The organism is Neotabrizicola sp. VNH66, from assembly GCF_049445895.1.
Classification (GTDB): domain Bacteria; phylum Pseudomonadota; class Alphaproteobacteria; order Rhodobacterales; family Rhodobacteraceae; genus Pseudogemmobacter.
Window position 1 is genome coordinate 161,151 of the sequence record NZ_JBMSDW010000005.1, and the last position, 14,858, is coordinate 176,008.

General features: G+C 66.8%; 11 protein-coding genes. 5 read left to right on the top strand and 6 right to left on the bottom strand.

Annotation, left to right across the window (positions count from 1 at the left end):
• Positions 1 to 22: 22 nt before the first annotated feature.
• Entirely contained in the window at positions 23 to 1,066 is a 1,044-nt protein-coding gene (locus ACO2Q5_RS09445) for a zinc ABC transporter substrate-binding protein (RefSeq protein WP_423290269.1), read from the bottom strand.
• 70 nt (positions 1,067 to 1,136) lie between these two features.
• Here ACO2Q5_RS09445 and ACO2Q5_RS09450 point away from each other — a divergent pair, with 70 nt between their 5' ends.
• From ACO2Q5_RS09450 to ACO2Q5_RS09465, 4 genes are all read left to right on the top strand, one after another.
• A complete protein-coding gene (locus ACO2Q5_RS09450) occupies positions 1,137 to 1,676 on the top strand; it encodes a Fur family transcriptional regulator (RefSeq protein WP_423290271.1) in 540 nt (179 codons plus the stop codon).
• Positions 1,673 to 2,455 carry an ATP-binding cassette domain-containing protein gene (locus ACO2Q5_RS09455; protein WP_423290273.1) on the top strand — a complete coding sequence of 261 codons (783 nt, stop codon included), beginning with the start codon at positions 1,673 to 1,675 and terminating at the stop codon, positions 2,453 to 2,455. Before ACO2Q5_RS09450 ends, ACO2Q5_RS09455 begins: the two co-directional genes overlap by 4 nt.
• Positions 2,445 to 3,236: an iron chelate uptake ABC transporter family permease subunit gene (locus ACO2Q5_RS09460; protein WP_423290553.1), complete on the top strand. Its 792-nt coding sequence runs from the start codon at positions 2,445 to 2,447 to the stop codon at positions 3,234 to 3,236. Before ACO2Q5_RS09455 ends, ACO2Q5_RS09460 begins: the two co-directional genes overlap by 11 nt.
• Before the next feature lie 128 nt (positions 3,237 to 3,364).
• Complete coding sequence (locus tag ACO2Q5_RS09465) at positions 3,365 to 4,486, top strand: hypothetical protein (protein ID WP_423290275.1); 1,122 nt, start codon at positions 3,365 to 3,367, stop codon at positions 4,484 to 4,486.
• 374 nt (positions 4,487 to 4,860) lie between these two features.
• Here ACO2Q5_RS09465 and ACO2Q5_RS09470 read toward each other — a convergent pair whose 3' ends face one another.
• The gene (locus ACO2Q5_RS09470) at positions 4,861 to 6,255 is read right to left on the bottom strand and encodes a PepSY-associated TM helix domain-containing protein (protein ID WP_423290277.1); all 1,395 of its coding nucleotides are present in this window, start codon (positions 6,253 to 6,255) and stop codon (positions 4,861 to 4,863) included.
• 41 nt (positions 6,256 to 6,296) lie between these two features.
• Positions 6,297 to 6,677: a hypothetical protein gene (locus ACO2Q5_RS09475; protein ID WP_423290279.1), complete on the bottom strand. Its 381-nt coding sequence runs from the start codon at positions 6,675 to 6,677 to the stop codon at positions 6,297 to 6,299.
• Between the two features lie 256 nt (positions 6,678 to 6,933).
• Here ACO2Q5_RS09475 and ACO2Q5_RS09480 point away from each other — a divergent pair, with 256 nt between their 5' ends.
• Positions 6,934 to 9,435: a GcvT family protein gene (locus ACO2Q5_RS09480; RefSeq protein WP_423290281.1), complete on the top strand. Its 2,502-nt coding sequence runs from the start codon at positions 6,934 to 6,936 to the stop codon at positions 9,433 to 9,435.
• Positions 9,436 to 9,664: 229 nt separating this feature from the next.
• On the opposite strand, the gene ACO2Q5_RS09485 is transcribed toward ACO2Q5_RS09480, so the two are convergent.
• From ACO2Q5_RS09485 to ACO2Q5_RS09495, 3 genes are all read right to left on the bottom strand, one after another.
• Positions 9,665 to 10,480, bottom strand: coding sequence for a GH25 family lysozyme (locus ACO2Q5_RS09485; protein WP_423290555.1), 816 nt, complete (start codon positions 10,478 to 10,480; stop codon positions 9,665 to 9,667).
• A gap of 87 nt (positions 10,481 to 10,567) precedes the next feature.
• On the bottom strand, positions 10,568 to 11,644 hold the full coding sequence (locus ACO2Q5_RS09490; RefSeq protein ID WP_423290283.1) for an NAD(P)/FAD-dependent oxidoreductase: 1,077 nt from the start codon (positions 11,642 to 11,644) through the stop codon (positions 10,568 to 10,570).
• A gap of 105 nt (positions 11,645 to 11,749) precedes the next feature.
• Positions 11,750 to 14,857, bottom strand: a complete 3,108-nt coding sequence (locus ACO2Q5_RS09495; protein ID WP_423290285.1) for a multidrug efflux RND transporter permease subunit — start codon at positions 14,855 to 14,857, stop codon at positions 11,750 to 11,752.
• Between the last annotated feature and the right edge of the window lies 1 nt (position 14,858).

Below are 14,858 nucleotides of genomic sequence, written 5' to 3' on the forward strand. Positions count from 1 at the left end.
TCACCGCGCCAGAATGCGACGGTTATTGACCCAGACACTCGGCCAGCGTCCCGGCCGTGCCGGTCAGCAGGTCGCTGTAAAGTGTGGGCCCGGGCTCCATCGTGGCGCCGACCGGGTCCAGCGCCCCGCCGATGCGCACGCCGGTGCCTTCCGCCAGCTGTTCCAGCAGCGCGGGGTCATGCTGCGCCTCGGGGAAGAGGCACAGGATCTTGCCCGCGCTGACCTTTGCCTTCAGGTCGGCCATGTGTTTCGCGCCCGGCGTGGTGGCATCACCCAGCGAAACGGCGCCCGCCATGGCCAGCCCGTAATGCCCGGCAAAATAGCCATAGGCATCGTGGAACCCGGCGAAAGGCCTGTCCTTCACCGGGGTCAGGGTGGCAGTGGCCGCGGCATCGGCCGCGTCGATGGCGGCGGTCAATGCGGCGGCATTGGCGGCATAGGTCGCCGCATGCTCCGGGTCCAGCCGCGCCAGTTCTGCCGCGACGGCCCCGGCCCAGAGCTTTCCATTCGCCGGGTCAAGCCAGGCATGCGGATCGGTGCCGGTGTGGTCATGATCCTCATGATCGTCGTGGCCTTCGTGGTCATGGTCCGCGTGGCCGGCCTGATCCGCTTCGGCATCATGATCATGGTCGTCATGACCGGCCTCTTCGGCGTGGTCGTGCCCGTCGTGATCTTCGCTGGTGGCGCCATAGTCCTGAAGATGGGTGCCCGGCACCGCCAGCAGTTCCAGCTGTGCCGCCCCGTTGCCCAGCGAGGCCAGCGGCGCCGCGAGCCAAGGGGTCAGCGTCGGGCCGACATAGACCACCAGACCGGCCTCTGACAGCTGGGCTGCCTGCGAGGGGCGCAGCTGGAAATGGTGTTCGGAGGCCCCCTTGTCCAGCAGCAGCACCGGCTGCCCCAAGTCACCCATGACCGCCGCCACGATGGAATGGACTGGCGGAATGTCGGTCACCACCTTCGGCACTTCGGCCTGTGCGGCGGTGGCCAGAAGGGTGGGGGCCAGAACGACAGGGGCCAGAACAAGCGGGGCAGTGCTGGTCAGCAAAGCGGATATGATATAACGCATGATGTCGGGCCTTTCCGTTTGGGGCGGATGCTCTATGTATGTAATATCATAACTCGTCAAGGGGTGACGGATGCACCATCATGACCATGCCGCCCACGGGGATGGCGGGGCGGATTGCCCGGGCTGCCAAAGCCCCGGTGCGGCCTTCAGCGCCCATGACCATGCCCATTGCAGCGAAGACGTGCTGGCGCGGGCCGAGGCATTGGCGCGCGAGAACGGCGCCCGGCTGACCCCGGTCCGCCGCCGGGTGCTGGAAATCCTGCTGGAAGGCCATACCGCCATGGGCGCCTATGATGTGCTGAAACGGCTGGCGGCAGAAGGCTTTGGCAACCAGCCGCCGGTGGCCTATCGCGCGCTGGAGTTTCTGGCCGAGCAGGGGCTTGTCCACCGCATCCGCCGGCTGAACGCCTTTGCCGCCTGCATGCATCCGGGCGAAGACCATGCCCCGGCCTTCCTGATCTGCCGGTCCTGCAATGCCGTGGCCGAGGCGCCCGGCGCGCCGGTCCGCGCCGCGCTGGAGGCTTCGGCCGCCGCGGTGGGCTTTGTCGTTGAACGGTCGACGGTCGAGGCGCTTGGCCTGTGTCCCGCTTGCCGGATGGGCGCGGCATGAGCCTGATTTCGGCGGAACGGATCTGCGTCCGGCTGGGCGGGGCGGAGGTGTTGCACGATGTCTCGCTTTCGGTGGCGGAGGGGGAGATCGTCACGATCCTCGGGCCGAACGGCAGCGGGAAATCCACGCTGCTGCGGGCGCTTCTGGGCATCCTGCCGGTGCAGGAGGGGCAGGTGACCCGCGCGCCGGGTCTGCGCATCGGCTATGTGCCGCAGCGGCTGACCATCGACCGCAGCATGCCCATCACCCTGCGGCGGTTCCTGTCGCTGCCCGTCCGTGTGCCGGATGCGGCGGCAGGGGCGGCGCTGGCCCGGGTCGGGCTGGAGGGAAAGGGCGGTCTGCAGATGGCGGCCCTGTCCGGCGGGCAGATGCAACGGGCGCTGCTGGCGCGGGCGCTGCTGGCCCGGCCGCAGATTCTGATGCTGGACGAGCCGACGCAGGGCCTGGACCAGCCGGGCGAGGCGGCCTTCTACCGGCTGATCGAGGAGGTGCGGTCAGAGACCGGCTGTGCCGTCCTGATGGTCAGCCATGACCTGCATGTGGTGATGGCGGCCAGTGACCGGGTGATCTGCCTGAACGGCCATGTCTGCTGCGAAGGCACGCCTGAGGTCGTCTCGACCGCGCCGGAATACCGCGCGCTGTTCGGGATGGGCACGCAGGGGGCGCTGGCGCTTTATCGTCATGTGCATGACCATGATCATTCCGGCCCGGTGGACCATCACTGCGGCCATGATCATCCCCACGACCATCATCACGGGCCGCACCATCATGCTGGATGATTTTCTGGTCCGCGCCGGGCTGGCGGGGGTGGGGCTGTCGCTGGCCACCGGACCTTTGGGCGCCTTTGTCGTCTGGCGGCGGATGGCCTATTTCGGCGATGCCACCTCGCATGCCGCCATTCTGGGGGTGGCGCTGGCGCTGGCCACCGATCTGCCGGTTGCGGCGGGAACGCTGGTCGTGGCGCTGGCCATGGCGGTGACGGTGGCCACGCTGGCCGCCCGGGGCTGGGCCATGGACACCACACTGGGGGTTCTGGCGCATTCCGCGCTGGCCTTCGGGCTGGTGGCGGTCAGCTATTTCCCGGCGGTGCGCACCGATCTGTCGGCCTATCTCTTCGGCGATATCCTGTCGGTGTCGCGGCAGGATCTGGTACTGGTCTGGGGCGGTGCCATCGCTGTGGCGGGGCTTCTGGTCTGGCGCTGGCAGGCGCTGCTGACAGCGACCCTGAATGAGGATCTTGCCCATGCCAGCGGATTGCGTCCGGACCGCGAGCGGCTGGTGCTGGTCCTTGCGCTGGCTGTGGTGGTCGCCGTCGCGCTGAAGGTTGTGGGGGCGCTGCTGATCGCGGCCATGCTGATCATTCCGGCGGCGGCGTCCCGTGCGCTGGCCCGCAGTCCCGAGGGGATGGCTCTGGGCGCGGTGGCGATCGGTGCGCTTTCGGTGCTGGCGGGATTGCGGCTGTCCCTCTGGCAGGACACGCCGGCCGGGCCGTCGATCATCGTGGCCGCGGCGGCCTCATTCGCGGTGGCCGGACTGGCGGCGCGGTTCCGCCGCGGCTGACACCCCGGGACTGGCGGCGGCCGCATTTCGGGCGGCCCGTTTGCAGACGCGCTTTTCCGCCGCCGCCCCGCCGCAACGCGGCCCCAATCCCATGGCATCGCAGCCGGGAATTTCCGGCGGAGTGCGGCATGCGCGGTCTTCTGTTTCTGGTCAGTCTGGTGCTCTCGGCCATTCCGGTGCTGGGCTATATGGCGTTCGACTACACGATGTCGAACCGCGCCGCCCGCGCCATGGGCGAAAGCGAGATCGGCTTTGGCGCCTATGTCATGGGCTGGATCAATCTGGTCGAGATCGTCGGCACCCCCGACCGCGGCGCGGAAACGGGCGCAATGCCGACCGAACTGACGGCCATGCTGCCCAGACCGCCCGAAGGCTGGACCACGCGCGCCCTGACCCCGCAGGATGTGACCGCGGTTCTGGGGTCTGGCCTGAAGGGAGAGGATCTGGAACTGGCTGCCGATGCGTTGCAGGAAAACCGCGGCAAGGGGCTGGAGCAGGCGCGGCAGGCCTATGTCAGCCCCGAAGGCGCGCTGGTGGTCTTTGAACTGGTGCGCTACCCGGACAGCGTTTTCACCAGCTTCATGGCGATGAGCGTGAAGTTCGAGCTGGAAATGCGGACCATGGCCATCCCGTCGCAGGATTTCATGACGGTGCGCGGTTTCGAGGTGCGCGAGGTGCGGCTGCCGGCCGGATCGCCGGTGCGGGCCTTTGTGGGCGATATCGGCGGACAGCTGCATCTGCGGGTGACAGCGCCTGCCGGTCTGCCGGATCTGGCGCTGTTGCCTTTGTTCCAGACGCTGCATGTGCCCGCCATGGCAGCCGATGTGGTGCGCTCGGTGCCCGGCATGGGCGAGGTTCCGGTGATCGTGCTGGCCTCTGCGCTGGAGGAGGAGGAGCGGGCCGCCTATGAGGCCGAGGCTGCCGCCGCGCGGGAGCGGGCCGCTGCGGAAACCGCCCGGCAGGAGGAGGAGGCCAAGGCCGCGGCCGCGGGTGCTACCCCCGGCGGCGAGGCGGGGGCTGCTGCGGAACCGGGATCCGAAGCCGGGGCGGCCGCGGGGATCGGGACCGATGGGGATGACGCGGGCCAGCCCGCCACCGGGGACGATGAGAGCGGGGACGGTGAGACGGTGGTCCGCCGCGGGGTGGGTAAAGGATCGACCCCGCTTCCCGGAACCGGCGGGGCGGCAGGTTTTGGGGGCGACGGATGCCGGAAAGAAAATGGCCGGAAAGTCTGCGGCGTCGGAGACTGAGGCCCGGGTGACCGGATCGCGGTATGTGATCCACGCCCTGCCCAGTCTGGTCTCCCAAAGAAAACCGGCCACGCGCAAGGCGTGGCCGGGCACTTGTTACATCACACGAAAACAACTGGTTACAAACCCGGGCACGGGCCGGTCTTGTCGAGATCGGGGACCGACCGAAGCCGGAAGACGAACTCCGGGTCCGCGGGCAGGGAGGGAGAACCCTTGGATCCATGGCGCGTCCTGCGCTCTCGGAAAGTAAACGCGACAGTTCAGAACCGGCTCCCGCTGCGGGGCAGATTTTATTTCTGCCGAAGGAAGGAACCCCTCCGGCAGGACCAGCGTTTTCGCGCCCGGCATGCCGGGCGGTTCAGTTGTCGGGCGGTTCAGCTGAGCACGCGCTTCAACCCGGGCAGCAGACGCAGCAGCGTGGCGTCCAGCAGCAGAACGGCCACCATCGCCAGACCGCCCAGCGGGAACAGGGCACCCAGAACGATCATCAGCAGGGCCGCCCCTTTCCACAGTCCCGCATCGCGCGGGCGCGGCGGGGCGGCCAGACGTGGGGCCCCGGCGGGACGGCGTTTCCACCACATCACCAGACCCGAAATGGTCAGGAACAGGATCGACAGGCAAAAGACGGTGTTCAACGCCACGTTCCACCAGCCCATGTCGCCTTCGTGGAAGGCCACGCCCCAGGCCATGGCCTTGGCATAGGGCGAATAATCCTCATACCGGACATCGGCCAGAATATTGCCGGTATATTGGTCGATGTGGATCGTGCGGTCGGCGGCAGGATCGTTTCCGTCATTCGACATGCTGTCATGGCTGATCGTCCAGACCCCGGAGGCGCGTTGCGGCAGGGCGATCTGGAACCGCCCCGGAAGGGCCAGACGCTCCGCAAAGGCGGCCACCGCGTCCAGCGTCACCGGACCTTCGATGGCCGTGATCCCGGTCAGAGAGCCCGATTCCGGCAGCGGCGTCTGTTCCAGAGCCCAGGGCACCTCTTTCGATCCGTTGTGGTTCATCGTGGCATGGGTCTGGTCCGACAACGGCGCACCGAACTTTTCAGCCGGGAAAGTGTTCCAGGCCTGCACCATCCGCTCGCCCCAGATGCCCGACCAGCTGAGGCCGGAGATCAGGAAGGCCACCATCACCAGCGACATCCAGAACCCGATGACGCCATGCAGCGATTTCCACAGGGCACGGCCGCGGGCTGCCAGATTGGGCAGCAGAAGACTGCCCTGCCCGCCGCGGGGCCAGTGCAGATAAAGGCCGGAGACGACCAGAACCATGGCAAGGCTTGCGGCGATCTCGATCAGGCGGTCGCCCGTTGTGCCCAGCATCAGCGTGCCATGGATCTTGTTCACCGTGTCATACCAGCCCGCGCGCCAGGGGAAGCTGTGCAGAACCTCTCCGGTATAGGGGTTCAGAGACACGCCCGTCTTGCCCGCATCCGATGCGATGGCAAAGACGGCGGCACTGTCCGGGCTCAACGGCGCCAGATAGGTGGCCGCTGTGCCGCCGGGCACCACCGCTTCGGCCGCCGTCTGAAGGGCGGACACCGCCAGGGGTGCAGATCCGGGAACGACCGGGATCTTGTCCCCCGTCACCCCGGCCAATGCCGAGATCCAGAGCATCACCAGCCCTGTCACCGCCAGCATGGCCAGGAAGGGGATCACGTAAAGCCCGGCGTAGAAATGCCAGCGCCAGGCGATGAAATAGAATTTGCTGGCCGCAGCTGCGGCCGTCGGGACCGCGGTCCCGTGGGTTGCATCGGTCATGTCTCACTGTCCGTCTGATGTTTCTATGAAAGCGGGAAACGTCAGGCGGAGGGGGGACCCGTGGCAGGAGGCAGGCCGGTGGCCGCCGCGATCTGCAGGAGCGCTGCTGCCGGTGGCGGAGCCATGCGGGTGACCCGGACGGCCCGCGGCGGTGCTTCGGGGCGTGTGACGACGGCACCGGCCATCTGGCCGCAGGCCCAGTCGCAATGGTCAGAGCCGTCGGAGGGTGCCTTGTCCACCACCTCGCCGGTGGCAAGGTCGATCGTCACCTCATCCGGCCCGTCCACGCTGCACAGAACCATGGTCAGCGTGCCATCCGCGGCCCGTGCCGGCATGACCGAGGGATGGATCAGCGACAGAAGCAGGAACGGGGCCAGCAGGACCCAGAGGAAAGCCTGTGCTGTAAGGGACCGCCGCTGCATGCAATGCGCTCTACCGGCAAAGCCGGGCCGCGGTCAATGCGGCATCCTGCGCCGCCGCAGCAGGACGGGCGGGCCGCACCCGGTATCTCCGGTCCGGTCGGGCAACCGGCAAAGGGCGTGGCGTGACCTGTGCCGCATCCTGCGGCGGGGTCTGTCCGGGCGATGTCGCTTTTTGATGCGAAGGGTCGGGCGGGCCTGTCCCGGTTTCAGGGGCCGTGGCATCTATGTGGCAACCAGATTGCGCGGAGCGTCCCCCATGAAGACCCATGTCAAAGCCCTTGTCGTCGGTGGCGGCGCCGTCGGCACATCCATCGCCTACCACCTGCAAAAGGCCGGATGGGACACCCTGCTGGTCGAGCGGGACGAGCTGACCTCCGGCTCCACCTGGCATGCCGCGGGCCTGCTGCCCTTGTTCAACATGAGCTATGCGACGACCCATATCCACAAATACAGCGTCGATCTCTACAAGACGCTGGAGGCGGAAACCGGGCTGAACGCGGGCTTTTCCATCTGCGGCAACCTGCGCATGGCACAGACCGATGCCCGGATGGACGAATACATGCTCTATTCCTCGGTCGCGGAAACGGCCGGGGTATATCACGAATTCCTCAGCCCCGCGCAGATCAAGGAGCGCTGGCCGCTGGTCAGGACCGAAGACCTGAAGGGCGCGCTGTTCCACCCGCAGGACGGCTATATCAACCCCGCCGATGTGACGCAGGCCATGGCCAAGGGCGCCCGCCAGCGCGGCGTGACGATCGAGCGGAAGATCCAGGTCGATGCCTATCGCTGGACCGGGTCGGAATGGATCGTTTCCGTCACCCGCATGGCCGATGTCGGCGGCAATCTGGTGGCCACGGATGAAAAATACGACATCCATGCCGAACATGTGGTGACCGCCACCGGCAACCACGCGCAGCGCACGGCGAAACTTCTGGGCATCAAGATCCCGGCGATCCCGGTCGAGCACCAGTATATCGTGACCGAGCCCGACCCCGCGCTGGTGGACTGGCGCAAGGCCGGGAACCCGGAACACCCGGTGCTGCGCGATGCCGATGCCAAATGGTATGTGCGCGAAGAACGCGGCGGCTGGATCCTTGGCCCCTATGAGCGTAACGCGCCCGCCCGCTTTGCCTATGGCGTCCCCGACAGCTTCCGCGCGGATCTGTTCCCGCTGGATCTGGAGCGGATCGAGGCGGAGTATATGTCGATGATCCACCGGATCCCGACCTCGGAAACCGTGGGGCTGAAGGACGATTTCAACGGCCCGATCTGCTATACCCCCGACGGCAACCCGCTGGTCGGCCCGGCGCCGGGCCTGCGCAACATGTGGCTGGCCGAGGGCTTCTCCTTCGGGATCACCGCCGCGGGCGGGACCGGATACTACCTTGCCCAGATGATGGTGGAGGGCGAGGCCGAGATCGACATGGCCTCGCTGGACCCCAAGCGTTACGGGGCGTGGATGACCACCGATTATGCGGTGAAGAAGAATGAGGAATGCTATGAGCATGTCTTCATCCTGCACCACCCGGATGAAGAGCGTGAAGCGGCCCGCCCGCTGCGCACCGCGCCCGCCTATGACCGTCAGCTGGCGCTTGGTGCCCAGATGGGGCAGGTGAACGGCTGGGAGCGTCCGAATTATTACGGCCCGCTCGACGCCTCGCCCTCGTTCGACCATGACAGCCGGTCGTTCCGCCGCGGGGCGTGGTGGCCCTTTGCCAAGGCCGAGGCCGATGCCGTCCGCGATACCTGCGGCATCATCGACGCCAGCGCCTTCACCAAACATCTGGTGCGCGGCCCGGGCGCCACGGCCTTCCTTGACCATTTCACCTGCAACAAACTGCCTACGGTCGGCCGCATCAACCTGACCTATGCCCTGACCGAGGCCGGGACCACCCGCACCGAATACACCATCGTGCGGCTGGCGCAGGATGAATACTACATCATCTCGGCGGGCGCGTGGACGGCCTATGACTATGACTTCCTGAAGAAATCCGCCGAAGACTTCATCGCGGCGGGCGGCGGGCATATCGACATTCACGATGTGACCACGCAATGGGGCGTCTATGCGCTGGCCGGGCCGACCGCACGCGCCATCCTGAAAGAGATCGTCCAGGACGCCGATCCCGACACCGTGCTGTCGAACAAGCGGTTCCCCTGGCTGTCGATGCGCAATATCGAACTGGGCATGTGCCCGGTCCGCGCGATCCGGGTGGCCTATACCGGCGAACTGGGCTGGGAACTGCATTACCCGGTGGAATTCGGCCGCTACCTCTGGGACCTCCTGATGAAGGCGGGCGAGAAGCACGGGCTGAAGCCGGTCGGCGCCCGGGCGCAGAACTGGCTGCGGCAGGAGAAAAGCTACCGCGCCTTCGGCACCGAACTGGGTCGTGACGCCACGCCGCTGGAGGCGGGTCTGGACCGCTTCGTCGATCTGTCGAAAGAGTTCCGCGGCAAGCAGGCGATGCTGGACAAGGGCATCCGGTCGAAATGCGTGACGCTGCTGATCGACGGCCCGTCCGACACTGATCCGTGGGGCAAAGAGGCGCTGCTGCTGGACGGCGAGAAGATCGGGCGCCTGACCTCGGGCGGCTATTCGGTGGTCTTCGGCAAACAGATCGGCATGGGCTATGTCCGCCCCGATCTGGCCGAGGTGGGCACGAAGCTGAAGGTGAAAATCCTGTTGCAGGAATGGGATGCCGTGGTGGTGGAAGACAGCCCGCATGACCCGGCCAACGCCCGCATCCGGGTGGACGGCTGAGCCTTTCACCGCCCGCCGGGGCTCTGCCCCGGACCCCGGGATATTTGGGAACAGATGAAATCGGGAGCCAGCCCTTTGACAGGGGCCGGTTCTTTGTGTTCAGGGCTGCTGCGCCCGTGCCGCCCGCTGGTCAGTCGGGCAGCCAGACCTCTGTGCCAAAGGCAAGGCTCCTGCCATTTTCTGTCGCTAAATATCCCGGGGTGCGGGGGCTGGCCCCCGCTTCCGCCCGTCAGTTCGCGCGGGACGCCAGCCATCTGGTCCAGTCCGCGGCGGAGCCGTCGAAGACGTTGATGTCCACCTTGCCGGGAATGCCCGGGATCAGCCCGGTCGAGGTATATTGCCAGAACCGCCAATGGTGCCCGTCATAAAGGTCCTGCGGGTGTTTCGCCACCGCCCGCAGCCAGAAGTCGGCGCCCTGCACCTTCCACATCTGGTTGTCCTCGAAAAAGTCGATCGAGGTATAGACGATCGGCTTTTGCCCGTAATGGCGGGACACGATGTCGAGGAAGATCCGCGCCTCCTCCCGGATGGTGGCGCCGTCGCGTCGCACCGTGCAGGTGGGTGAGAAGGGGGTCCATTCCATGTCCAGCACGGGGGGCAGCATGCCCGGCGTCTTGGGCACGTTGCGGATGAACCAGCGCGCCTGTTCGGCGGCGGGCCGGCAATGGTAGAAGAAGTGATAGGCCCCGCGTTCGATCCCGGCCCGGCCCGCGCCGCGCCAGTGGTCATGGAACATCTCATCCACGCGGTCGCCGCCCTCGGTCGCCTTGATGAAGACGAAGTTCACCCCGTTCGCCCGGGCGGTGCGCCAGTCGATGCCCTTCTGGTAGCGGGCCACGTCGATGCCATGGACGGCATAGGATTGCGGCGGCTTGCCGTTCCAGTCGGTGATCGGATCGGCATCGCCGAAATTCGGCGCAACCACGGCTGTGGGCGCCACATCGACCGGGGGCCGGGCAGAGGGTCTTTCGCGCGAGACGCCGCCACAGGCGGCAAGGACAAGGCACAGAAGGGTGAGGGCGGGGGCAAGGGACAAACGGCGCATGGCCGCGATGATGGCCGAGGTCGCCGCCCGTGTCACGCCCCTTGCCCATCCCCGCCGCGCGGGCCCCGGCGGCCCCTTGCCGACGGATCAGCCGAAGCGGGCGGGGGAGAGCTGGGTCACCAGCGCGGGGGGCAGGGCGGGGCTGCGGCCCGCGATCAGATCGGCGGCCAACGCGCTGGCCCCGGGAGAGGACTGGAAGCCATAGCCGCCCTGTCCGGCCAGCCAGAAGAACGCCGGATCCCGCGCATCGGGCCCGATCACCAGCACCCGGTCCGGTGAGAAGGTGCGCAGGCCTGCCCAGTTGGCGATGACGCGGGTGACGGGGTCAGTGACGAATTCCTCATACCGGGCAAGGCCTTCGGCCAGCACCATATCATCGGCCCAGGCATCATGCGGCGCATCGACCGGGTCTTCCTCGGCCGGAGAGACGATGAGCGCGCCTGCGTCCGGCTTCATGTACCAATCCTCACCCGGGCCGAAGAGCATGGGCCAGCGCGACACATCCCTGCCTGCGGGGGCGGGGATGCGGGCCATCGACCGGCGCAGGGGGGTGAAGCCCAAGGGGCGCACCCCGGCCAGCGCGGCCACCTGATCGACCCAGGCGCCTGCGGCATTGACGATCATCCGCGCCTCGGCCTCTCCCTTCTCGTGCGTCAAATGCCAGCCCGTTGCGGTGCGGCGGATCGCGGTCACGCGGGCGCGGGTCAGGATCTGGGCACCATGGGCGCGGGCTTCACGCGCGAAGCCCTGCAAGAGAAGGTCGGTGTCGATATCCTCGGCATGGGCGGCGTGGCCTGCCATCTTCACCACATCCGGGTTCAGGATCGGCAGGATCGCCTGCGCCTCTGCCACGCTGATGGGCGTGAAGTCCATCGCCGCCAGATCGTGGTCGAAGGCCTCTTTCTGGTCGTCGCGCGCCACCAGCATCAATCCGCGGGGCGACAGGATATTGCCCGCCGCGCGGAAGAAATCGCCCGAGGCCATGGAGAGTTCGACCACCGCAGGCGCACCATAGCGCGGCTCATACAGCGCGGCGGACCGGCCCGAGGCGTGATGAGCCAGCGCCTCTTCGGCCTCCAGCACCAGCACGGACCCCAAGGGGGCGATGCGGGCGGCGGCCGAGATTCCGGCGATGCCGCCACCGATGATAAGGAAGTCGAACATGAAGGCCCCCGCGGTTTTGCGGCGACACAATCACCGCGCGGGGGCGAATTCAAGCCGCCGGGCCAGTCATTCCGCCGGCCCGGCGCTGCGATCTGTCAGGCGACCCTAGGCCCGGACGTGCCGCTTGCCCCAGGGGGCGTATTTCAGCACGAAGCAGAAGAACACCGGCACGAAGATCGGCGCGAAGAGCGTGGCCGCGATCATGCCGCCCACCACCCCGGTGCCAAGCGCCTGCTGCGAGGCCGCCGAGGCGCCGGAGGCCAGCATCATCGGCAAGACGCCGAAGGTGAAGGCCAGCGAGGTCATCAGGATCGGGCGGAAGCGCAGCATCGCCGCCTCCACCGCGGCATCGGCCAGCGATTTGCCCTGTTCCACCAGTTCCTTGGCGAATTCGACGATCAGGATGGCGTTCTTGGCCGACAACCCGATGATCGTGATGAGGCCCACCTTGAAATACAGGTCATTTGGCAGATCGCGCAGCATCAGCGCGGCCACGCAGCCCGCCACGCCAAGCGGCACGATCAGCATGACCGACAGCGGGATCGACCAGCTTTCATACAACCCGGCCAGAAGCAGGAAGACGAAGACGATGGACAGGCCGTAAAGCAGATATTCCTGACTGCCGGACTTGATTTCCTCCAGTGAGGCGCCGGACCATTCATAGCCGAACCCCTCGGGCAGGCTGGCGGCAATCGCCTCGATCTGGGCCATCGCCTCGCCCGTGGCCACGCCCGGCGCGGCAGACCCCGAGATGCGGACCGCGGCATAGCCGTTGTAGCCCACAACCTGCGCCGGACCCTGCTGCCACGACACCGTGGCAAAGGTGGAGAAGGGCACCATGCCGCCCTGCGCATTGCGCACGGTCAGCCGCAGCAGGTCTTCGGCATCCAGTCGGGCGCCTTCTTCGGCCTGCACGATCACCCGGTTCAGACGCCCCGCATTGGGGAAGTCATTCACATAGGTCGAGGCGAAATAAGTGCCCATGACCGAGTTGATGTCGGCAAAGGTCACGCCGAAGGTATTCGCCTTCTCGCGGTCGATGGTCACCACCACCTGCGGCGCGGGGGGCATCCCCTCCATCCGCATGGCGACGGCAAGGCCGGAGGCCTGCGCCTGATCGATCAGCTGCTGTGCCGCGGCCATCAGCGCCTGCTGGCCGTTGCCACCGCGGTCCTGCAAGCGCAGGGAGAAGCCGCCGGTCCCGCCCAGACCCATGATCGCCGGGGGCGACAGGGCGAAGGCGCGGCCATCCTTCATGCCGAACAGGGCCATGTTCGCGCCCATGGCGATCTCATCGGCGCTGCGGTCGCGTTCGGCCCAGTCCTTGAAGGTGACGAACATCAGCGCCGCATTGGTGCCGGAGCCCGAGAAAGAGAAGCCGGTGACGGCGACGGTGTTTTCCACCTCGGGTTGCTGGGCGAAGAAGCCTTCGGCCTCTTGCACCGCGGCCAGTGTCCGGTTGACCGAGGCCGAGGAGGGCGTCTGGAGATCGACGATGATGAAGCCCTGATCCTCGGTCGGGATGAAGGAGGCGGGCAGGCGGGTGAAGCCCCAGCCGACCGCCGCCGTGATGGCGACATAAAGCACCATCATCACCGCCGACCGCCGCGTCAGCCCGCCCATCAGCCGCCCATAGCGCCGGGTCAGCCCGTCGAAGCCGCGGTTGAACAGGCCGAAGAGACCGCCCTTGTGCACATGGCCCTGACCTTCGGGGATAGGCTTCAGGAAGGTCGCGCAAAGCGCAGGCGTCAGCGACAGCGCAAGGAAGGATGAGAACAGGATCGACACAACCATAGTCAGCGAGAACTGTCGGTAGATGATCCCGGTGGACCCCGCAAAGAACGCCATCGGGATGAACACCGCCGCCAGCACCAGCGAAATGCCGATGATCGCGCCGGTGATCTGCTTCATGGCCTTCTGCGTCGCCTCCTTGGGGGGCAGATGCTCGGTCGCCATGATGCGTTCGACGTTTTCCACCACGACGATGGCGTCATCGACCAGAATGCCGATGGCCAGAACCATGGCGAACATGGTCATGACGTTGATCGAAAAGCCCGCGGCCCACAACACGGCCAGCGTGCCGGACAGGGCGACCGGCACCACGATGGTCGGAATGATCGTGTAGCGGATGTTCTGGAGGAAGACGAACATCACCACGAAGACCAGCGCCACCGCCTCCAGCAGCGTATGGATCACCTTCTCGATGGACAGGGCCACGAAAGGCGCGGTGTCATAGGGCACCGAATAGCTGATGCCTTCGGGGAAGAACTGCGCCAGTTCCGCCATCTTGTCCTTGACCGCGGTGGAGGTGGCCAGTGCGTTTCCGGTGGACGACAGCTGCACCGCCATGGCGGCGGCGGGCTGGCCGTTCAGCCGCGAGGAGAAGGCATAGGTCTGCGCCCCCAGTTCGACCCGCGCCACATCCTTCAGCCGCACAGAGGAGCCGTCGGCATTGGCCCGCAGGATGATGTTCTGGAAATCCTCGACCGTTTTCAGCTGACCTTTCAGCAGGACGGTGGCGGTGATCTCGGTCGAGACGGGGTTCGGGTCGGCGCCGATGCTGCCGCCCGCCACCTGCGCATTCTGCGCGCGGATGGCCGCGGTGACTTCGGCCGGGGTCAGGTTCAGGCCGGTCATCCGGTCGGGGTCGATCCAGATCCGCAGTGCGACCGGGGCGGCGAACAGCTGCGCCTTGCCCACGCCGTCGATCCGCCGCACCTCGCCCAGAATATTGCGGTTGATGTAATCGCCCAGCTCAATCGCGTTGCGCGACCCGTCGTCCGAGGTCAGCGCCACCATCATCAGAAAGCCCGAGGCCGCCTGTTCCACGGTGATCCCGCCCTGCGTGACGGCCACGGGCAGCCGCGGTTCCACCCGGCTGACCGCATTCTGCACGTCGATGGTGGCCTTGGCCGCATCGGTTTCGGGCGTGAAGGTCGCCGTGATCGAAATCATCCCGGAGGCGTCCGAGGTGCTTTCGAAATATTCCAGCCCCTCGATCCCGTTCAGTTCCTCTTCGATGGGGTTGGCGACGCCCTCATACATCTCTTCGGGGCTGGCCCCGGTGTAGAAGGCGGAAATCGAGATCTGCGGCGGGGCCACCGCCGGATATTGCGAAATCGGCATCAGCGGGATGGCCAGAATGCCGGCCATGGCGATGAAGATGGCGATGACCCAGGCCAGAATCGGCCGGCGGATGAAAAGCTGCGCCATG